Source organism: Microvirga sp. (genome assembly GCF_014699075.1).
Classification (GTDB): Bacteria; Pseudomonadota; Alphaproteobacteria; order Rhizobiales; family Beijerinckiaceae; genus Microvirga.
On record NZ_JACXAB010000004.1, the window covers coordinates 136,325 to 154,848 of the forward strand.

At 62.2% G+C, this 18,524-nt stretch carries 2 protein-coding genes; both read right to left on the reverse strand.

Features of this window, described 5'->3' with window-relative positions; genetic code table 11:
- Positions 1–247: 247 nt before the first annotated feature.
- Entirely contained in the window at positions 248–9,835 is a 9,588-nt protein-coding gene (locus IC232_RS08305; protein WP_190844461.1) for a neuraminidase-like domain-containing protein, read from the reverse strand.
- A 57-nt stretch (positions 9,836–9,892) separates the two neighbouring features.
- Positions 9,893–17,641 (reverse strand): SpvB/TcaC N-terminal domain-containing protein, encoded by a 7,749-nt coding sequence (locus tag IC232_RS08310; RefSeq protein ID WP_190844462.1) that lies wholly within the window; start codon positions 17,639–17,641, stop codon positions 9,893–9,895.
- Positions 17,642–18,524: the final 883 nt, after the last annotated feature.

The window sequence follows — 18,524 nt, forward strand, 5'->3', positions numbered from 1 at the left end:
CCTCAGGCGCTTGACTTGATCCGATTTGAACTCGCCGAACTCGGATCACCAGCCGTAGTACGTCACCTCCGTCACGCCGACGGCCCGAACGGCATCAGATGGACTGGTCTTGTTAGACCATCATATTGACCTGACGTAACTTAGCAACAACCTCTTCGGGCTTTTGATGCTTCTTGAACAAGGGGGAAACCTCCCTTGAGCGCCAGGAAAACCTTCAGGGTGGACCAATTCAATAGGGGCGGATCAATCATGTGATCCGAAAAGTTACAACCACGATCAGATCCTTCAGCTTATTTGGAAGGGCTGTCTCCAGGGTCACAGGAACGTCTAGCTGCAGGTTGAGCGCGGAACTGGATAACAATCCTCCGAGTTCAGCCTCCGCCGGTGGGTTCAGCACGATTGACGTGCCGTCGGATTTAATCGAATAGCTCCCTGCCACTCCATCCACTCGCGCAAGCACCCGCGACGCCGAGAAAGCCACGGCCCGACCGGCGGTGAAATAGGGTAACTCGTCCGCCGTAACGGTGAACTGCGCCGATCCGGAGGATGTGAGCTGATACCAGAGATCGGGCCGGTCGCGCCGGATGTCGATTGCCATGAAAAGGCCGGTGCGACCCACCTTCAGCACCATAGTGTTCAACATCTCGCGTACGCTGTTGGCGACCATGGTCTGGAAGCTGCCACCGCCGTCGCGTGCAGTATAGCGGATGTTGAAGATGATATCTGAGATTGTGCCGTAGTCGAATGGCCGCAGTGACTGCGGCAATTCGAGTACAAATGTGCTGCACAGCCCGCTGCCCTCGAATGGGAAGTAGCGCTCATCATACACATCCGGAGAGAAGACGCCCGCGTCCGACTGGCCGGTACTTGTCGCTATAGTCTGGATGGAGCCGACATTGTAGCGGAACCGAGGGTCGCCACTGGCGTCCTCGGCATAGGCATCGACATCCGGCGCTGCTCCCACTTTGCGGGCAGTCTCCACACGGACCCGGTTCGAGATCTGCGTGACCTTGACAGGTATTGAGCCGTAAGGGCCAGCGACGCATGGGACCGATAGGCCGAGCGAGACAATGCGGCGGAAGTAGTGCCCAGGGTGCTCCAAGTCGAACACCGCTTCCGGAAACTGAATCGTGCAGCGGCCGGATGTGCGCAGCTCAATGAGCGCCAGTGGATCCAGTCGCATGAGCGAGAGGCTCTTGGTGAGTTCGAACTCGCGCTTGTTCCTGGAGTAATACGCATTCTCCATTTTGCGAAGATCGAGGATCAGGTTCTCGGCAGCTAACAGGCCGCGTCTCGAATCGTCCCATTTGTTGGGCCGCACGAAGCTTTCCGCCAGCCCGAGTTCGAAGTTGAAGCACCGCTCGGCCGCCGCGCCCGCCGCACTGGCGAGGCGGTAGGCCTGCTTAGCTACGCCAATGAGCTGCTGGGCCTGCCACTCGAACATTTCTCGACTGGTGAACTTCGATTTATGGAACGTCTCTTCCGCAGTAGTCTGCTGTCGCCTCACACCATGGACACGCAGTTGTTCTTTGGCAATCGCATGGCGGATTTCAGCGATTCTAACTTCCAAATCAGCTCGATCCATTTCGGTCTGTGCCGATTGGGCGGAGTGATCCCAGTCAGCCTTGCGCACCTCATAGCTTCCTTGGCGCTCCAACATGGCTCCCGCCTTATCCAGCGCTGCCGCTGATGCGCCGACCGCGCCTACCACGAAATCACGCGCGCTTGAGGCAAATCCCTCTCCGCTCACCTGCACGTTGGCGGTTGGGCTGCCGCCAAAGCCAGCGGCTCCTGCCATGAATGCAGGTACGAGCGCCAGTCCGCCGGAGGCCGCGTAGCCGATGGCGACCACAGCCTGCAGGGCGAAGGAAACGCCATAGGCCGCGGTGGCTGATATCTCCCAAGCGTTCATGTAAGGACGATTCTCGTAGAAGGTTTTGTGGTCGGTATGCAGCTGCTTAACCTTGCTCGCCGATTGTATGGCAAGGCCGGTCGCGGTCACCTCCTGCTTCAGCGCCTCCAACTGTTCGTCAAGCAACTTGCCTTCCTGCTCTACCTTCAGCCGGAATAGCGCTTCCGTATCGCGTGAGGCGAGCGCGGCCCGCAGCGTCGCGGAAAAGCTGTTCGCGACCTCTGCCAGTTCAATAGCGTGGCGCACCATGACGCGGAACCGATAGGGCGGGCGCGGCGCGCTTAGGCCAGCGAGAAGTGCAGAGGTAGAAAGCCCGGCGGCGGCGGCCTTGATCAATTCCTCTACCGAAAGCGGTGGCGCGAAGATCGAGAGCGAGCGCTCCACCCCTTCGATCGTGCGGCTGTTGCGTAGGTTGAACTGCCGCTCCTCAAGCGTATCCCACAATTCGTAGAGCTTTTCGCTCGGTGGAATGCAGAAATAAAGGCTTTCCAGCTTCAGCGGCGGTGGAGGCAGTTCCGCGCCGTCATGCGGTAGGACGGAAAGATCCGGCAGCATGTTCTCGATGGAGCGAAGCGCATTGCCGAAGATGTCGAGTTCGCTGTCCAGTTGGTTTAGCGTCTCCGGCGGCGGCTCGACCGCCGGCGGCACGATCTTCGGTCGCGGTCCCAGCAACCGCTCCGCCCGAGAATAGTCGAGCGAGGCCATTACTAAGTCTTCCAACGAATCGCGGCGGAAATACTGGTCGCCGCGCCCGATATACAGACGGGCCGTCAGGTGGACAATCGCATACTGGAACGTGACCGTCCGAGCGCGCGCCACGACATAGGGCTTGAACGGGTTGCGCCGCCAGTCGAGCACTGCGTCGGCAAGTTCCGTTTCGATTGCGCCTCCCGGGTCGCTGGCCAGCCGCTCCATAATGGAGTCGATAAGCTGTTCGCCATATTCCGACGTGTCGCGCTCGTAGAACGGTTTAGTATTCCAGAAGCGCTTTGGGGCGGGGTCGTTGGAACTGCCGCGCGGATCAAAGATGTATCGCAGCCAAGCTTCAGCCTCGTCGAATCGCTCCTCGTCGATAAGTTTGCTTGCGATCATATGCGGCGCGTGGAACGCGAGTTCCCAATTGTAAACGCCGTAAGCGCTGTCCCGTCCGAACTCCATTTCCTGAACGGGGTAAGGCTTCTGGATGAAGGGGGTAGGCGCGAAGCCCGCCGTTGGATCCTCGAACAAGAAGGACCCCTTCTCACGCTGGGTCGATCGAGCGAGGAGTTCCGGAATACCGCCCGCAAAGAAATGTTCTCGCAGACGGCACGACATCGGATGATAGAAGTTGCGCACCACCGTGCTGAATTGCGTACCGCGATAGACGTCGATCTCAGCCAGGATGCGCGCGTACTCGTCATCGGCCGCGAGGCTGTTCATCACCACCTGCTTGTCAGCTGCGGTGGACGCTGCGGCGAGCTTCTGCAGATACTTGGCCGCTAGCGCGACGATGTCGATCAACAACTGCCGCACATTAGAGAATGTCTTCGACGTCTGCCGCGTGCCTGTGTGTGGGTCCAGATCACCGTAGAAGCCCGGGATCAGGATGTAGCCGCGCTGGTTGTCCTCGAAGAAGTAGGGCATCAGTGTACCGAAGAAGAGGAAGACCCGGTCGCGGGACAAATTCCCGATGGCACCGTTCAAGAACAGCGTGAGAAGGCGATCTATTTCCGACGCCTGGAACGGATAGGTAACCCTGAACGTGCCAGGAGTGCGACCGAAGAGTGTCTGGAATCCGGGGCTTGCCGCTGTCAGGGAGACAGCCAGTTCGTCGTCATCGTCGGCGTTCGCCTCGACGAAGCGCTGGCCGACTAGCCACGCATCCTTGAACTGCGGCAGCACCATGATCCTCGCGGAGTTACCTTGCGCAGCTTCTGGATAGCCCTTGCAGCCAGTCAGCAGGAAATAGCCGATGCGGCGCAGGCCTTCATAGTTCAAATAGAGGTCGACTGAGAAGCGCTCCGGATCGGGTGTCACGCTAAGGAAAAGCTGCTTCGTGTTGAACACCGCCGTGGTCAGCGGTGTTGTTACCACGCCGTCGGAGACGCGGCGCGGCAGCCATTTCTTGCCCGTATACTCGCTGATCGCGAGGCTGATTTCAGAGTACCTCTCGGCCTTCGGCATCTGGGTGTTCGGCGCCGGATAGGGCGGGTTCTGGTCCTCATTGCCCTTTTCTACGAAGGTCGCCCAGGCGAGATACAAGCGGTTGTTGCGGAAGAAAGCGATGAGGTGCTCGCCGGTGATGTCGAGTTCAATCTTCGTCCATGCTGTCCATACTCGCTCCCGTTGGAACACACGATGGAAATACGTGCGAGGCTCGCCGCCCTTGGTGCAAGCAAAGACGTGCATATCTTGCTTTTTGAAGTCGTAGCAGGTGGCGAGAACATCGAGAAACGCGATCTGGTCCAATTGGTCAAGGTAGTTCTCGAATGCGGCCTCAATATTCTCCTCGTTCAGCTCGTTCTGCATCAACATGTTTTCCATGTCGGCAAAAGGTTCAGTTTTATCGTCCCGCCATTCTGGGCGAATGTAGTACTGCGCCTCCACGAAGACCTTTCGGTTCACTTCCCAGACACGATAGTTTCTCATCCAGTCCCACCAGCTCCAGTCGGGATCCCCGTCGAGATCGGCGGTGGCTGCTGGCTCCAGCCCAGCAGTGCAGCGTTCGATGAACAGTTGCAGCGTTCCGTGTGCGTGGACGATCCGCGATGAGGGCATCTTTGGCGACCACTCGGTATCTGTCAGCAGGTAGTCGTAGACGTCAGCCTTAGAGTTGACGGCAGGATTGTTCGCCAGCACGTAGGACATCAACGCATCGCGTTTTTTGGAGCGAATCGGATCCATGATCGCCCTCAGCGCCGGCAACCAATCCGCCTCGCCATAGCGTGCGCGCAGCATGCGCCGGGCGTTCTTACGGTCCGCGTCGCCGAGCAATTCCGCCGTGTACGCGACCGCTTCCGCGATAGGTACGCCAAGCAGGTTCAGCAACTCCACGCCACGGCCGATCGCCCGCCAAGCGGCGGGCTTCTTGTAGCTCGCGACAGAGTATCCAAGCCAACTGTCGAGTTCGTCCAGCCTCGTTCTCGGCCAGTTGGACACGAGGGTGAGCGCATCGAGGAGCGACGGCTTGGTTGTCGCGCCCGATACGGTCATCGCTAGAACGTCGGTGCCGGAGATCGTATCGTTCGGACTTGCTGGCAGGGCTACCGCCGGGGTCTCAGCGATCAGCGCGAAGCCATCCGCCAGTTCCAGCCAGCGGGGCAGCGCGATGGGCGGCACGGAGTTCTCGTATCGGACAGCGTCGAGCGGCAGCCAGCCCAGATCTCCCGCACTTTCGAGCAGGAAGGCGACAGTGGCAGGCTCCGGAGCGAACGGCGCGATCAGACCTGCCATGCAGACGGATAGGCGCAGCGCGCGGAACAGGTCTGGCGCCGTCGCGAATGTCAATGCGATCGCGGTATTGGCGATGTCGCCTTGCGTCAGCAGTTCACCGAGGTTCTTTGATACGCCGCCGACGGAAAGGTGCGCCCCGCGCCACTGCGGCTCGCGTCCGCGAAGCATATAATCGGCCGTCTCGAGCGGTAGTTGCAGAAGCCTAGCGAGCTCGCTTCGTGCGACATCGAAGCTCGCAGTGCGCAGTCCGGAGGCAGCGAGTCCGTCCAGGATGAGACGAAGATAGGTCTTGCGCGCATTTAGGTCCGCCGGTGAGGCGACGATGGCGTCAATCGCGATCTTCACGGGTACGCCGTCGACCAGCCCGGCCAACGTCTGATCGACGGCCGTATTGGCGCGAGTTCCGGCCGCGGCATTCGGCGTCGCAAGCCTGATCATATCCACGAGGAAGACCGCCGAGGCGGCGTCGACGGTCGTCTGCGAGGAAAGCGCCGCCTCGAGGGCGGCAATCTGCTCGCTGGCGGCGAGGGCATCGTTATAGGCGGAGACGTTCGTCGCGGCGGCCGCGATCAATCCCTCGCGGATCGTCAATAGCACCGTTTGGGCGGTCGCGTCGGGCAGATCGTAGCTTGCTATGTCATTTGCGCGCCGCGCCAGACGGTATTCAAGGTCGGCGACGCTGACGCCGATCTCCTGGATGGCCCGTGTCGCAGAAACGAACTCTCGTAGCCGTTCAGCCGATTTCAGCACATCGAACCCGAGCAGGCGTTCGATCCCGACGAGCTCCGACGCTCTCAGTCCGAGAATCCGGGCGACTTCGACGCGGCCGTACAGCGCACCGAGCGCGCGGAAGGTGAGAGGTGGGTTCGCACCGAGCAGGCTCGGCTCCTCGATCCGCGCCAGAAGGATGTCGAGGTCAGCGGCCTTCACACCGAAGGCGGTGGCGATGTCACTCTTGTAGGCGGCGAGCCTCACGCCGCTGCCGGGTGACGCCAGTTCGTCCGCCTCGTTGGCGACGATTGCTGCCACCGACAGGTCAGGGCTGAGCGGCCCCGTGATCGCCGGCGTTTCGAACAGCTGCGCGTGTTGGGAGCGCTCCCCCTCCCAAGGGATTACGTCGAGCCAGGTGATCAGCCGCGCCGGCAGGCAGCCGAGATCGCCTGATAGTCGCATGATGATCGCCAGGGTCTTCAGCGCGCGGTCGGCGAGGTCGCCCGCGCCGAGCTTCCAGCCGAATGCGAGTCGATCGATGTCGGCGGTCGCAATGCCGGTCCTCCGCGCAAGCCGCAGGACGCGGTGCATCCTGTCGAGGATCGTGTCGTCCAGGTTGACGATGATCTTAGCGTCCAGATTGCAGCTGTTGTCTAGGTGACGGATGAATAGGTCGACTTGCTTGCGCACATAGCTGCCGGCGATGAGCTTTTCTATGCCGTCGAATTCGAGTTCGGTCTTGCGTGTGAAGACGTCGAGTCGCTCCATCGAGTTAGCGGCTGGCGCGGCGACGCCCCAGATCGTCGGTTGCGCGGCAACCGAGGCCGTGAAAATGAGGTCGCGCTCGGTCGCCGAAAGCCCTAGGATCTCCCCGGCGATCACCATTTCGCTCGGAACCCCGCCGGCCGCCAGTGCCTCCATCAACGTGGCGCGGTCCACGTTGGCGGCTTTCAGGAAGCCGCGCGTTTCCTCGTGGAACAAGTCGAACGGCTGTCCGAAGGCGGTCTTACCGTTCTTCAGCAACGCATAGGCGGCGGAGTTCACGTACTCCGGCGTCGCTCCGCGCTCCTCGGAGGTCCCATGTGTTTGGCGCAGCCGGCGAAGCGTCCAATTTGGCCCGGGCCCTTCGATCGCAATGGTGAAGGCCCTGTCGCGCAGCATGAACCGGCCGGAGTCGTACGGTCCGTAGACAAGCGCGTCGTCACCCACGTCGAATCCTGCGGCACGTACTGCTGCCAGGATGCCCGATGAGGCGGCGCCGGCGACGACGACCCCGGTGAAGCCGACGCCAACGTCGGGCGACACCGACTCCTCCAGAAGCTCGCACACGATATCGATATGCGGCACCTCGACGAGGGCGTTGTCGCAGTTGAGGTCAATCTCGCCGAGGTCCGGGCGGCGTGCCAGCAGCACGTCCCGCGCGGTCTTCGTGCTCGGTCCCCCCAATACGGTGTTCCTGACCAGCCGGTTGCGCAGGAACTGCCAGACGTCGGCTAGATAGGCGGCAGGACTATAGATCGACCGGCAGTGCTCGCATGTGCAGGCGTCGGCCGCGAGACCAAGCGATTGCAGATTGGGCTGTTCCGCGACGATCTGGGCGAGATGCTTCCGGAACGTGACTGCGCTGGCCCCTTCGAGCGCGGTCGGCCAGGCGAGCGTGCGCAGGGTCGAGGCGACTGTGACGGTGGCGAAGTTGATATTCTGGGCCTGCTCGAAGACCCTACCGGCCTCGTCCGCGCTCATGCCAGCCCGCTTTATGGCGTCGGCCTTAAATCGCTCCTTGCCGGTGTCGACGATGTCGGCGGCGGACCCGTAGCCCGCCTCCAGCAGGCCTTCGGTCTTGGCGTATTCGCCGGTCAGCCGGAACACGCGCTGCAGTTTCTCCACCCCACGTAGGACATTTGGAGCAATGCTCTTTGGATCGACGCCGGAAGCCTTGAGAAACGGCACCACCCGATGTTCGCGAAGCTCCAGCGCCGGATGCGTGTCGAAAAACTTGACGATGTCCTTGCGGTTTGACAAAGCCTTGGGGTTGCGTCGCGCCAGTTGGGCGGCAAAGGCGGTCGTAGGATACACCTTCTCGAAGCGGCGTACTATGATCGACGCATGCCTGTGCGCCATCGCTTTTGAGATCGACGCGCCGCCAAGCCGCACTTTCGCGTCGCCCCCTGTGATGATATTGGTCCATTCGGCGCGCTGCAGCTTGGCCAGCCGTCGTATGTCCTCGGGCGTCTTCACGCCGAGGCTCTCACTCACTTCCCTGACCAAGCCGGAGTTGAAGCCCAGCAGAGCGCCGAGCTTCAGACGGGCGGCCGCCGCCGGCCGGGTCGCAGTGGAGAAGGCTCCGGCTTGGTCCAGCGCAGCGAAAATGACGTCGGGATTGTTGAGGTCGAGCGGACGCAGCAGGGCAAGCACGCTGGCTTCCTGACCGTCCTCGACGAGCTTCTCAACGAAATCGAATATCGTATGCGGCAATTCGTTCTTCACGTATTGCTGCGCGTCCTCGCGAAAGGACTGTGATATCCTCCAGCTCTCGCTCGCCTCTTTGGCTGTAGCGCGCGGTACCAGGAATTTGGCCGCCGCCCGCTGCACCGCCGCGACGGCCTCATTGGAGGACATCAGCGACGCTTCGTAGAGCGCCAGCCGCGTCGAGGTCGTGAAGCCGACGGGTGCCTGAATGACGTGCGTACGGTTGGGCGAGATGCCGAACAGCCCGTCCTCCCGTAAGAGCGCGTAAAAGTACTCAGGCTGAATCTCCGACTCCGCCCACAGGCGGTGCGCCACGAGGAAATGCGCTATCTTGCCGACTTCGATGCCGCTTTCGCGCGCGAGGAACACACCCTCATCCTGGTTTTCACCGATTGCGATTCCCTCGAACGCAGCGTCGCCGATGAGGGGCCGGAGTTCTCGAGCGATATCCTCGAACTCATTCGGCAGCTCACCGTCCACCACGGTGATTTTGACGTCGAAGACGGCGTCGTAAGGCGCATTCATCATCAGGTCGCGGCTGGGTGTGTAGAACAGCGGGGCGTCCCGCTCCTTGCCGAAGATTCGAAGGCCGATGTCGGCTGAGCCCTTCTCGACGCGTGCCATCATTTCGGCGTCGTAGCGGATGCGATACTTGCCGCGGCGGTCGGTAACGGCCTCGCCAAGCTCCTGATCGTTGCGGAAATCGCGGTCGAACGCGAGAACCAGCAGGCCGGGCACGTGTCTCCCCTCGCTCGTCCGCACGGTGCCGCGAACGCTGCGCGCAATCGTCCGCTCCAGGGCCGCGAGGAGCTTCAACGTTTCCGCATCCGCTACGCCGGTGTCCGGCAGCTTGCGACTGCGCTGAAAGGCGATGAGTGCCTGCCGTGTTGTGCCGCCGAAAAATGCCTCAGACGCCTCCCGATCACCGAGCGTGAAGCCTAGGCCAAGAAGGATCTTTTGAAGATGTGCCACCTCGTCGCCCTGCGAGCCCTCATCGAGGGGACTAGCTTCGCCAATCACACCTTTACTGACGTCGGCTGGTGCGTTCAGGGCAGCGGCGGTCGCCTCGTCGACATTCCCGGTCTGCGCCAAGCCGCGATCTTTCTGGTAGGCCTTGACCGTTTCAGCGGTGGCCCTGCCGTAGGTCGATGCGGCGCGCTCCTCGCTCAGGGAGGCGATCAGCGCAACGGCCCTGCGCTTGCTAACCGATGTGATGCCACGATCCTTGAGAAGCGCGAGCAGCGCGTCCTGAAGCGCGGTCACCGCCTTGCCGGTCTGCTGCGAGGTGAGCGGGAAAACTATCTTTTCCACAGTTTGTCCTCCAATCCAAGCTTGCGGTTCTTGTGTTAGGTCTCATTTTCGCTGCGCCTACCACCAGTCGAAGTAGCGGCCGACGTGGAAAATGCCGACGCCGATGGCGAGTATCGCCCCGGCGGCTATCAGAACGGGCGCGGCTGCGACGAGGGCAGGCGCCATCGCCACGCCCGCCGCGCTCGCCATCGCAATCCCGCCGCCCGCTGCAAGCGCCGTCCCGGCGACGACGCCGACTGCGCCTGCAACGGCGCCGGCCGTGTCGCCACGCTCGTAAGCGCGGTAGCCGCTCACGCCGGAGGTGATTGCGAGCGCCGCGCCGCTGAGCGCGATGCCCAGCGGCAGGGCCGCGACCCCGCCGACGGTCGCGCCCCCGACCAGCGTGCCTGAGTTCGCGAGCGCGTAAAGTTCGAGACCGCCGCCGGCGACGCCGAGCGCATCGCCGATGCCCATCGGCACGTCGCCTTCCTTGATGTCGTTGTAGAGCCCGTATCCCGACAGCCCTACGCCGGCTGCGGCGAGCGCACCGCCTGCGGCGCGCATGCTGCCTCTGAAGCGAGGTGTGTCGGTGAAGCGGCCGGTCTCCGAGGCGCGTGAGACGCCGCCGGCGGGCACCCCCTGCGGCTCGCCCCGGAGCCGACGGTAGCCCTCAAAGCCGTCATTGGTGTTGGTGGGGCCATTCTCCCAGATGTAGTCACGCCAGTGTTCACCAACGCGTCCAGTTAGATCGTACTGCATGTCGATGCGATGGCCCGCGGCGGACGTGGGCGTTGGACGAGGAGAACGCGCATTGAAATCGGCGAGGGCCCGTTGCTGGGCTGGCAGGGCGCGGCGTACCCGGGTTGGGTTAGCCGGTCCTGTGTTTCGGCCGACGGTGCGCTGGCGCGTGCCCTCACGCAGCCGCGCGAGCTTCTGGTCGTCGACCGAGTCGGGAACCGTGATCGTATTGCCGGCAGGATTGTTGCGAATGACGGTGCCACCGACGGAACTGGCCGTGCTTCCCTCGGGGCCGGAGCTGTTGGAACTCTCGTTGCCTGGGGGAGCTCTTGGACCGAGAATGCCCAGGGGATCGCTGGCGGGTATCTGATCTGGATCGAACTCGCCGAAATTCCAGTTGCCGCCGGTATAAACAGGAGCCGGATTTACCTCTCCCCCGCGGCTCCAGCCGTACCCGAGGTTGGCAACATAGTCCCGCAGCTGCTGGGCGCGGCGCGCGATATCGTCCGCCGATGCGTTCGCCGGTACATTCGCGATGTTTGGCGGTAGGCCGAAACTCCTTGTTGTATCGTACATGCCGTCCGGATCGACGCGCATCACCGGATTGTTGGCGCAGTAGCGGAAGAGGTTGGTGCCGCTGGCGAAGCCCGCGGGGTCGGTGTTGATCCAGCGCCCTAGCCAAGTCGCCATGTAGCGCATGCCGAAATACTGGAGGCCAGTTTCGCTGTCGCGCTCGGTTCCGCTGAAGCGGAAGCGCTTCAAGCTGATGCCGTAGCCGGGTGTCGCCGAGCGGTACGCCGTCGTGCCGAATGGATGATAGGACTCGTAAGAGACCACATTGCCGCCCGCGTCGGTTTCCAGTGCCGACGAGCCGAGATGGTCCTCATACTGGTAGCGGATTAGCGGAACGCCAAGCGGATTAGCGGCGTCTTCGTTAAGGTCGTCCTGGGTCTTGGTGTCGGATTGAGCGATGTTGCCGTGCTTGTCGCCGACATGCAGCGTCCACCGCTCGAAGCGGCGTGCACCGGTACTGCGTCGGCGACGACGGAAGATCATCACGGGGCCGAGGAAGATCCAGTCGAGGTTGAGGTCGCCCGGCCGCTCGATTACCTTGCGCATGCGCTGGCCGCCACTGCCATAGACGTAGAAGGCGGTTCCGCCTCCGCCGAGGTCTACCCGCTGCAACATGTCGAGCGTGTTCCAGTCCATCGTCGGCAGATGCGGCATCGAAGTCATGTTGCCGTAGGCGTCGTATGTATACGTGCCGGAGTACGGGCCGCCGTCCGGGTCGCCGGGCATGCTAGCGGAGGTCAGCCGGTTCGTCCGGTCGCCGGGTACATCGTCGAATGCGTAGCGATAGCGTCGTGTCCAGCCATTGCCGGCGCCGGGCTGGGCCGGGAATGTATGGCGCAGCTCCGTCAGGTTGCCGAGTAAGTCGTAGTCGTAGGTTTCTGTATAGGCTCGCACCGCGTTCGCGGCGTTCACATGTGGAAGCTGCGGAATGGCGTCCGTATCAACATGTGTACGCACAGCGTTGTTTGGAAGCCCGGCGAGCTCTCGTCCCGTCGCACGGATCAGCTGATAGAGTGCGTCGTATTCATAGCGGTTCCCCGGCGGTACGACCGCATTGCGGAAGAAGAATGTCGACTGCGCCGCGTCCTCCGCATCGGTGACGTTGCCTACTGGATCGTAGTGATAGGTGACGTTCCGCAGGGCCTGCGTGGCGGGATCCGTACCAGTCCTGAACGTCACATAGTTGGTCAAGCGGAAGGACTTTGGATCGTAAAGATAACGGACGATCAGATCGTTGCCGTGGTGGGCGGACAGACGTCGGCCCTTTGCGTCATAGTCCTGCTCCCGGAGCAGCGTGACCGCCGAGCCTTGTCCCATGATCTTTGCTGACAGCGACTGCAGCTGGTTGGCCTCGTCGAAGGTGGGCGTCAGCTCAGTGGCATCCGGCAGCGTCACATGCACCGGACGATTAAGCGCGTCGTGGCGCGCCGTTGCGGTGAAGGTCTCGGTGTCGAGCAACGGCGCGGCAGCCACCTGCACAGCGGCATAGTCCTCTTGCGCTGCCAATGCCGACCAGTCAGGGTCAGCGCGGTAGTCCAGTAAGAGCACTCGCTCTACCGCAAGCGGGTTCCCCTTGAAGTCGTATCCGGGGATACAGATCATTCCCGCCGGATCGAATATCTGGTGCGGTGCGCCGAGCAGGTTCTGTTGCGCGGCGAGCGGCGCTCGGTCGCCATAGACCACATAGGTGAGCAGCCGTTCGGCCTGGGCGCCGTCCTTGACCGCCGTGGCGACAGGCCGGTGCAGCGGATCGAAGAGCGTGCGGAACTGCCGGCCATGCTCGTCCCAGGTCTTCACTAGCGCGCCGAGTGCGTCGTGGAAGCTCCAGCGTCGGCCCTTCTCCGCGCTACCGGCCACGACCGACATGCCGCCGATCGAGGTGACGCTGTGGGACACCTCCCGCCCGAGTTGGTCGAATACCTTGACGGTACGCCCAGTCAGGTCGGCCACCGAGCGCATCGTCGCGCGCTTGCCGCCACCATAGTCTGTGACCGTGTAGATCGGCCGCCCGGATACGTCGGAATGCACGACGCCCGGCGTGTTGTCATGCTTGGCGGCGAGCCATGCCGCGCGGCGTTGCGGATTGTTCAGCGGTTCCGGCTCGACAGACGGATTGGGGCTGCCCCGATCGATATACCACTGGCTTTGTTTGACCGTGTCGTTGCCATCGAAGAGCCGCTGCAGCCACGGCGTGAACTCGATACGGGAGAGGATCCCTTCAGGTGAAACGACCTTCATCAGCCGTCCAGGCGGGTCGTAGAAACTCACCGCCGTCGTGCCAATCTCGCGCAGGACCTTCTCGTCCTCGTACTCGTGCGTCTTGCTAAAGTACGGCTGGTAACTCTTGACCGGCGCTCCCTTGTTGTTGCTGATGACCCTGCCGTTTCCGACCCAGCGCGGGTCGGCGTTGACTTCGCTTACCGAGCCGTCGGGCGCCACCGCAAGCGCCTTGCCGGCGCGTGCCTGCGCCTTGACGAGCGCAACGCCGCCGCCGCCGTTGAAGTAGACGAAGCTCTCCTGCCAGCGCGGGTTGGCGGCGCCGTGCTGTTCGCGCACGAAGCTGCGGACATAGTTCGGCTTACCATTGTTCATCCACTCGAACAGTGTGTATTCCAGCCGCGTCGTGGGGTCGGAGAGCGTGTCGCCTTCGCCTGCTCCGGCCTTGCTCATGACAGCGGTCTTGACCACCATACCCAGTTCATCGACCTCGACGGCCGAGCGGTTGCCATTAGGGTCGGTAGTGGAAGTCGCACCCAGCGTTCGGTAGTCGTTGACCGCGGAGATGGTGCTCCATGGAGCGCCAACTGTCTCGGTCTTCTGGACCAGAAGCTGGTACGCATCGCGGACGACGCGTGTCTCCAGTCCGAGCGCATCGCGCGAGCCGGACGGCAGGAAGAAGTGGGAGGATGGGTTGGCCGGGTAGGTGGCGGTGCCGGACGGGATCCACCAGTCCGATCCGCCATCAAGTTTTACATAGCCTGCCGTAAGGAATTCCGCATCTGTGATCTGGCTTGCATAGTGCGCCGCCGCGTGCGTGGCGGTAATAGCCAAGCCGTAGCTCTCATGGCCAAGGCCAAGCGAATCCTGCTGGCCGGCGGGCAGGGGCGCCAAGCTATTGCTGGCAAAGAGCGCACGGCTGCTGCCGATGAGCCGGCGCTGCGGGGTCACGTCGTCGGCGTCGGCCTCGTAGGCGATAGGCGTCGTGCCTGCCACGGCAGGCGCGATCTCCGTGAAGCTGAAGAGCGCACCGCTTGGCGTGATACCTGTGATCTCGTAGCTGCGCGACTGGTAAGGCACGCGCAGCCTGTAGGCCGTGAGCGGCGCGCCAACCGCGACGTCATTGGTGAAATCGGTTTCGGAATAGGTGATCCGTGTCTTCGCCTGCTCCGCCCTGACCTCCGGCGGCAGGCTCGCATCAACGGTTCGCCGACCGTAGACGACGGCGCAGCTCTTTTTGAGGTTGCCGTAATCGTCGAGTTCGAGTCCGAAGGAGTGTGAGATGCGTGGATCGGAAGGATCGCGTTCGAGGATCAAGGATAGGGATTCGTGGCCGATCGGAAGGTAGACGCCATGACGCTGGCCGCCGCGCGGCTGCACGAGTCGTACCGAATAGCTGTTTTCGGCGATGCTATAGGGATGGGCCGCGGCCAGCGATCCATCGAAACTGTAAACCTCCTCGCGGAGCGGCAAGCCCTTGAAGGCGCGCAGGCACTCACGCGCTTCATCCTCGGTAAGCCCAGGTGGGAGGGAAATGCCGGTGAGGAACGCCTTTTGGTCATAATATTCTCGGTGATAATGATCGAGGATCGCATCGTACTCGGAGTACGCGCCAGTATGGAACCATGTGCGTGTCGTGACCGGAGGCTGGTTGAGCTCCGGCGCTTGGTCCTGCAGCCCGCCGATCGCGGCGACGCCTAACACGTAGTCCTCGAAGGCTTCTGTGTCCCACTGCTCGACCATTCCGAAACCGCGGAACTCGCGCTCTGCCTTGTCGAAATAGCCGTGATGGTACGCATAGCGGCGCACTAGGCGGCGCCTGCTCACATGGTCAATCGTCTCGACCCTCTCTACGACATGCACGGGGAATGGCAGGCGCGTCGCCCATGGCCTGCCTTCCTGGCGGTCGCTGAGATAGAATTTCGTCGACGGCGCATAGTCGATCCGGGTTTCGCCGCCGCAATTGTTGAACGAGCGAACCATCAGATGCGGCTTGCGATCGCCCATCAGGTTCACGTAGCGCATCGGCCGCCTTTCATCCGGCGGCAGCGCGGACGACCACACTAGGCAGGCGGTACCATTGCCCAGCAGATCCGTGACGACGATATCCGTCACATCGCTGAATCCAGGGAACACCTTCAGCACATGTGGCTCGCTCCAGCTGTTCCCGCTCTGGTTGAAATAAAGGCGCACGCCGTCACGATGCAGGTAAACGATGTCCGTCGTCCCGCTGCCGTCGAGGTCCGCCAACCGGATGCGCGCATGGCTGAACTGGTCATCACGCTCGAAACGAGGCGCGTTATCCATCGTGACCTTTGCGCCGAACTGGCAGTAGCCGAGATTGGGCCAGTAGCAGACCTCACCGTTGCGGATTCGCACAATGTCGGGAAGGCCGTCGCCGCAAAGGTCGGCGAGGTAGATCGATTGCGTCCCGTCGGAGAAGACGACGCGCGGACCCCGCTCCTCGTCGCGTGGGAGGCTCACCCGCGCCGCCGGCCCGAAGCCGTTCATGCCGTGGGACGGGTGCCACACCAGCGCATCATCCTCGGTGATCAGGACGTCGGCGAAGCCATCTCCGTTGAGATCGAGGAACCGGATGTTCGGGTCGCGCAGATCACGGTTCAGGCGTTGTTCTATCGGTTCGAAGTCAAGCCATCCGTCTTGGCTGTCATGCCTGTAGACGCCAGCGACGCCCCGCCGTTCGACCAATACATCGGTGCCGCCGTCGCTGCCGAAGTCGAGCAGTTCCGCGCCGTCCGCGAGCATCACGTTTGGCTTGCCCCGCACCAGCTCCAGCGGAGCGAAGCGCGCCGCTACAGTCTGGGTGCCTGGCCCGCCCGCGACAGGGAGCGGGCTCAGATTGCGCTTGTAATACCAGCCCCGGCCCTGTTCCGAGAGGAGGCCCGGCAGGCCCTCTCCATGCAGATCGATAAGCCTGACCCGGCTGCCGTCGAGGCCGGCGGGCAGGTTCTCTAGGCTAGATTGCGCGACGGTCTCAACCTTGTCCTGGACGATAGGCTCGGAGTACTGGAACGTTACTGGCGGGAGGGATTTGGAGCTGTATTTCCCCGCCGGCAGTTTTTTAAATCCGGTCTGCGTCGCCGAGCGCAGGAAGCTGTAGGTCGCGTTGCGCGGATCGGCCGGTAGGGCGTCGGACGAGTAGGAGAAGCTCGTCGATCCAACCAGGCAATCGGCGCCGACGCCGGGCTCGCCGGGAAAGTGGTGGAACATCAGCGTACGACGGCACAGCCGGCTGGTGCGCACTTCGAACCCAGCGCGGTGGTTCGAGAATGCGTCGGCCCGGTGCGCCCATGGGTATTTCGGCCGCCCGTCGGGCCCGGTCAGTTCGTTGTCTCGCGGGCGCGGATCGGAAGGGTCATGGTCGCCATAGTCGAACACGAGCTCGAACATCCAACCGGCGCCGTCGATCTGCGCCTGGCTGATCTGGAGTGGACGTTCGCCGCTGCTATCCAACAAGGGAAAGCGGTTACCGTAGCGAACGCGCTTCGGATAGAGGTTTGCGCCGCGCGCGCCGCGGTTCCGCTCGTGCGGCAGGTTGGTGGCCACGCCGGTCGCGTCTTCCCGACGATAGCCGTAGATGATCGCATTCCCTCGATCGTCACGCGTCTCCGAAATCAGCCAGCTGAATACGCGCTCCGGGCAGCCTGGGGCGCTGATGCGAGAATCGGTGTCCGCGCCGAAAATCGTCAGCAGGTTGTCACGACCAAGCACGCGCCAGTGCGTGTCGCCGTCGTCTCGGGTCCAGCGTTCGATACGAGCGAACTGCTGCTCGACGCGCGGACGGTAGCGCCTGACAGTGTAAATGCGCCCCGAGACGGTGTGCTGCGTATCGACTACCGCATAAGAGCCGCCCGATCGAACCCAGTCGCCCGCTGCGTTCTCGGCGAACTCAGGCACCAAGTCCTCAATACCGGAGAGCATGAACACGTCGGATTCTTCCGCGTCACGGTAGAGCGGCAGCCCCAGGGTAGTTTTCCGGGTGATGGCGGAGAGGCCGAGCGCCCAGCCGAAGCCAAACGGTCCATTGCCGCCGCCGCTGTCATACGAAATCGAAAGGACTGGCCCGAACCCGCCGCGCCCAGGGCTAGCGGCGATCGGTATGCTGAGGGTCGATGTGCCGGTGACGGCGCTGACTGAGAACTTCTCGTCTATGCCGCGGATAGCTCCGCCACCCTTTGGCAAAGCAATCGGCGCGCTCTCGGTTCGCGACAATCGATCTCCACGTGCGGACTCCGTGCCCACGAAGACCGCCTGAACGCTTGCAACCGGCTCGTGCATCGCATTTCCGCCGTGCTTGGTGACAGAACCTTGGATATTTCGATGTTTAATTCACGGGCTGTTCGTGAACTAGTGAACATTGACGTCTTGAGTGATGCAAGGTGGTTACGCGGCCGCGCCAACGGCCCTTGAAGTGATCATACGCGTTCTGCCTACGGGGGATAGAAACGCTGGTACGCTCGACTAAACGGCGCAACGGATTAGATAGCTACAGACAACACCAACAAAAATTAGAGTAGAAATCTTTTCGTTACTTACAAGAATAAATCATTCTTGGACTGAAAGCAATCTGCTGTGACGCTCCGGCCGAGCAATGCCGATCAAAGGAAATTTCCAGTCTCAAATGACGGATACGGACAGCGCACTCATCGCGGGCGCATCTGCTGGCATCGGAGCGGTCTGTGCGGACAGCCTCGCGCACCGCGGATATGACCTCGTTCTCGGTACCCACAGTGAGGCGAATCTGAAAGCTCTCGCGGCCTACCTCCAATGCGCTTAGACCGCTGGGTTGCCCTTCAGAAGGAAGGCATCTCTATAAGCGTTCGCAGAGTTTTCACTGCCCATGCTTTAGCGCTGCTTTGCCTCATGCGGAAACTCACAATCTGGCTTGCGGCCGATGACTTCTGCGATGAAGTGGCCCTCAGCTCTCGCGCCTGGTTTCAGGTGACCGCGGAACAGGCAAGCTGGGAGGAGGGGACCATCACAACCTGACGATATGTAGCCACTGCCTTGACCCTGCTGAGAACTGGACCAATTCAAGTGGGTGCGCCATCGCTCTAAGGTCGCTTTCATGGCTTCAAGCTCATTGAGACGATCCAGGACGTGACGGAACAGCTCACTGTTCTCATGATCGCTCTCAGCCAGTTTCCTGATTTTCCCCTGA

Coding starts and splice junctions, on each gene's coding strand:
- IC232_RS08310 (WP_190844462.1), bottom strand. CDS start 17,641: ATGCACGAGCCGGTTGCAAGCGTTCAGGCGGTCTTCGTGGGCACGGAG.